Genomic DNA, 3359 nt, shown 5'->3' on the forward strand with positions numbered 1-3359 from the left:
GCGGCTGGGGGGTCTCGACGAGACCCGGCGGGGGCGCTGCGGCGGCTGCTTCGTGCGCGCTCCGCGCGACCACGGCGGCGAGTCGTGGCGCGTGCGGCTGCGCGAGGTCAGCGTCGGCGAGCTGCGCGACCTCGGCGACCACTACGCGGCGATCGCCGGTGCGGCCGCCCGGTTGGCCGCGGAGCGGAGCTCGCCGGACGATCTCACGCGATTGGAGCAAGCGGCCGACGACGTCGTCGGCACCACCGGGCACGGCACCGCCCGCGCCGAGCGGCAGTTCCACCTGGAAGTCGCCGCCGCGGCCCAGTCGAGCAGGCTGACCCAGCAGGAGATCCAGCTGCAGGGCGAACTCGGTGCGGTGCTGTGGCTTTCGACCGGCTGCGAAGGGGGAGCCGACGACGTGCACGCCGGGCATCGCGCGATCGTCGAGGCGATCGCGAACGCCGACGGGCAGCTGGCCCGGACGCTCACCGAGGAGCACGTCCTCGAAGCCGTGGATCGCGCGGCGCAGGTGCACCTGAACTTGACGCGGCAGTAGCGAATTTCGGGCAACGGGGCCGAACTGCGGCGAAACGGTCGAGCACGAGGGCGACCGTTCGGCGGTATGCCGCTACAGTGTCCGAGCATCGCAGCGGGGGGCCGTTATCGGCTTGTGCAGAGGTGGTCGCAGCATGAAGGACACGCGCACGCTGGTCGGCGACGAGATCTCCGGCCACGTCTCAACGCTGGTGGAAGACGTCTTCTCCCGCCTGGTGCCGATCCGCCGCAGCGCCGAGGCGCTGCTCGCCGCGGATTCCCTGCGGGCTCGCGACCTGGCCCGGCTGCGACCGGACGTGGTCGGCGCCCTCGGCGAACTGGTGACCGGAGCGGGTTTCATCACCGCCCCGAACGTGCTGGTCGACCAGGAGCTCGGCTTCCAGTGGTGGACCCAGGCCCCGGGCGAGGACCCCGCCCAGCTGCTCATCAGCCTCGACCCGGCCAGCGAGCACTTCCTGGACTACACCAGGCAACCGTGGTTCACGGTTCCCCGCGACACGGCGCAACGCCACATCACCGGCCCCTACGTCGACTACCTGTGCAGCGACGAGTACGCCCTGACCTTCACCGTGCCCCTGATCGTCCGGGACACCTTCGCCGGAGTCGTCGGAGCCGACGTCTTCGTCAAGAACTTCGAGCGAGCCGTCCTCCCGCACCTGCGCGACCTCGGCCGCCGCGCGGCCCTGGTCAACGCCCAAGGCCGGTTCATCGTCTCCAACAACATCGGCCAGGTGACCGGTGCCCTGGCCCGCGAGCTCGATGTCCCGGCCTGGTGGAGCGGGGGAGCAGCTCCGCGCAACGACAACGGCGTGGTGCTGCGGCGCTGCGGTGACACGCCGATCGCCCTCGTGGCCCAGGCCGCCTGATTCCTCCGCCGTGCACCGGAGACGTCCGGTGACATGTCCCAAGTGGACCGCCGTGGTTCCATCGGGTCCCCTGGAACAGCCGGCGGTGGTCGGGTGTTGAGACGACCGGACCAGGTCTTCGGAGGAAGGACGATCGGGATGCCGCGTATCCCAGTGCACACCGTCGACGACGCGCCCGAGGCGTCGAAGGACGAGCTCAGCGCGTTGCGGGCGAAGGTCGGCAAGGTGCTCAACATCCACGGCGAGATGGCGCATTCCCCGGTGGTGCTGGCCGCCTATTCGGGCATCCAGCAGGCCATCGCCGAGCACGGCACCTTCGACGCGCGCACGCGGGAAGCGATCGCGCTGGCCGTGGGCGCGGTCGACCACTGCGCCTACTGCCAGTCGGTGCACACCGGCTCGGCGCGGAAGGCGGGGTGGACCCGCGACCAGACCATCGCCCTGCGCGCCGGCGAGCCGATCGAGGGCGAGGAGAAGCTGCTGGCGCTGCTGGGCGTGGCCCGCGAAGCCGTCAGGGAGGTCGGCGTGGTCGGCGAGAGCACGTGGCAGGCGGCGCTGGACGCCGGGTGGACCACCGAAGAGCTCGGTGAGCTGTTCTCGCACATCGCGGTGAACCTCTTCACCAACTACTTCAACCACTACGCGCAGACCGAACTGGACATCCCGGCAGCACCAGGTCTGTGAGCTGACGACCGCAGCCCGGGGCATCGCCAGGGGTGTGTTCCAGCGCCCCTGGCGATGTGCTCCGACCGCCTTCGCCGACCGGCTCTCCGACGAGGAGCTGGAAACCCTCCACGAGGTGTTCTCCCGCGTCCTCGGAGGCCCGGTCGAGGTCTGACCCGCCCACCGGAGCGGTTCGCCGTCAACGACATCAGCACTTGCCGGAGCGACCGCCGCGGCTCAGGTCGTTGCACGTGCATTGATCTGCGGTCTGCGTGTGAGGTCCACCAAGCGGGCGCGGCTGTCCGATCCGCTGCTGCTGCGGCATAGTTGGGGCATGGCAGACGAACAGAGCGCCGCTGGCGTGGACCCGGTCGTCGCGGACGTCCCGGAGCGGCACCGCTACGAGATCAGCCTCGACGGCGAACGAGCCGGGCTGACCGCCTACGTCGACGACGGCGACCAGCGGATCTTCTACCACACCGAGGTCGACGACCGGTTCGCCGGACGCGGCCTGGCGAGCACGCTCGTCACGGAGGCGCTGACCGACACCCGCGCTCGCGGCAAGCGCATCGTCCCGGTGTGCCCGTACGTGGCCAAGTACCTGAAGCGGCACCACGACTTCGACGACATCACGGACAAGGTGACGCCGGCCGCGCTGGACGCCGTCCGCAAGGCGCAGGGATGAGCGCGGACCGCCGGATCTACGTCGACAAGCAGTCGCCCTCCGTCTACAAGGCGATGCTCGCCGCGGCGGCGGAACTGCACCAGCGCACGGCCGACGTCGGCCTGGAGCGGTCCACCTTGGAACTGGTCAACGTCCGGGTTTCGCAGATCAACCGGTGCGCGTTCTGCCTCGACCGGCATTCCCGGCTCGCGGAGCGGGCAGGTGTGACCCCGCAACGCCTCGCCGTGCTGGCGGCTTGGCGCGAGGTGGACCTGTTCACCGACGAGGAGCGGGCAGCGCTGGAGATCGCGGAGGCCGTGACGCTGGTCGCCGACCGGCACGTGAGCGACGAGGAGTACGCGCGGTTCCGCGAGCACTTGAGCGACGACGCGGTGTCGCTGCTGATCTGGGCGGCCACCACGATCAACGCCTTCAACCGGGTGTCGATCATGAGCCGTCACCGGGTCGCCGAGCGCGACCCCGCCGAGGCGTAGCGAAAGCCGCCGTCCACTGTCCGCATGTGATCCGGTTCCGGTCCTGCGGGTGGAATCGCTTGTCGGACAACCATTTTCGGGATTGCGGCCAAGCGTGAACGACGCGGCGCGGAACGGGCTGGTGCAAGCCCGTTC

At 70.2% G+C, this 3359-nt stretch carries 5 protein-coding genes; all 5 read left to right on the plus strand.

Going from position 1 to position 3359, the window contains the following annotated elements; genetic code table 11:
* Positions 1–538 (plus strand): FadR/GntR family transcriptional regulator (locus OU415_RS37980; RefSeq protein ID WP_270954640.1); only part of this gene is annotated, 538 nt, incomplete at its 5' end.
* A gap of 133 nt (positions 539–671) precedes the next feature.
* The gene (locus OU415_RS37985; protein WP_270954641.1) at positions 672–1403 is read left to right on the plus strand and encodes a cache domain-containing protein; all 732 of its coding nucleotides are present in this window, start codon (positions 672–674) and stop codon (positions 1401–1403) included.
* Positions 1404–1541: 138 nt separating this feature from the next.
* Entirely contained in the window at positions 1542–2087 is a 546-nt protein-coding gene (locus OU415_RS37990) for a carboxymuconolactone decarboxylase family protein (protein WP_270954642.1), read from the plus strand.
* 313 nt (positions 2088–2400) lie between these two features.
* A complete protein-coding gene (locus OU415_RS37995; RefSeq protein ID WP_270954643.1) occupies positions 2401–2751 on the plus strand; it encodes a GNAT family N-acetyltransferase in 351 nt (116 codons plus the stop codon).
* The gene (locus OU415_RS38000) at positions 2748–3224 is read left to right on the plus strand and encodes a carboxymuconolactone decarboxylase family protein (RefSeq protein ID WP_270954645.1); all 477 of its coding nucleotides are present in this window, start codon (positions 2748–2750) and stop codon (positions 3222–3224) included. Before OU415_RS37995 ends, OU415_RS38000 begins: the two co-directional genes overlap by 4 nt.
* The last annotated feature ends 135 nt before the right edge of the window (positions 3225–3359 follow it).

Source organism: Saccharopolyspora oryzae, from assembly GCF_027853915.1.
GTDB classification, from domain to species: domain Bacteria; phylum Actinomycetota; class Actinomycetes; order Mycobacteriales; family Pseudonocardiaceae; genus Saccharopolyspora; species Saccharopolyspora oryzae.

What these genes read in the sequence shown, in the direction of transcription:
- OU415_RS37985 (WP_270954641.1), top strand. Translation starts at nt 672, where the DNA reads ATGAAGGACACGCGCACGCTGGTCGGCGACGAGATCTCCGGCCACGTC.
- OU415_RS37990 (WP_270954642.1), top strand. Translation starts at nt 1,542, where the DNA reads ATGCCGCGTATCCCAGTGCACACCGTCGACGACGCGCCCGAGGCGTCG.
- OU415_RS37995 (WP_270954643.1), top strand. Translation starts at nt 2,401, where the DNA reads ATGGCAGACGAACAGAGCGCCGCTGGCGTGGACCCGGTCGTCGCGGAC.
- OU415_RS38000 (WP_270954645.1), top strand. Translation starts at nt 2,748, where the DNA reads ATGAGCGCGGACCGCCGGATCTACGTCGACAAGCAGTCGCCCTCCGTC.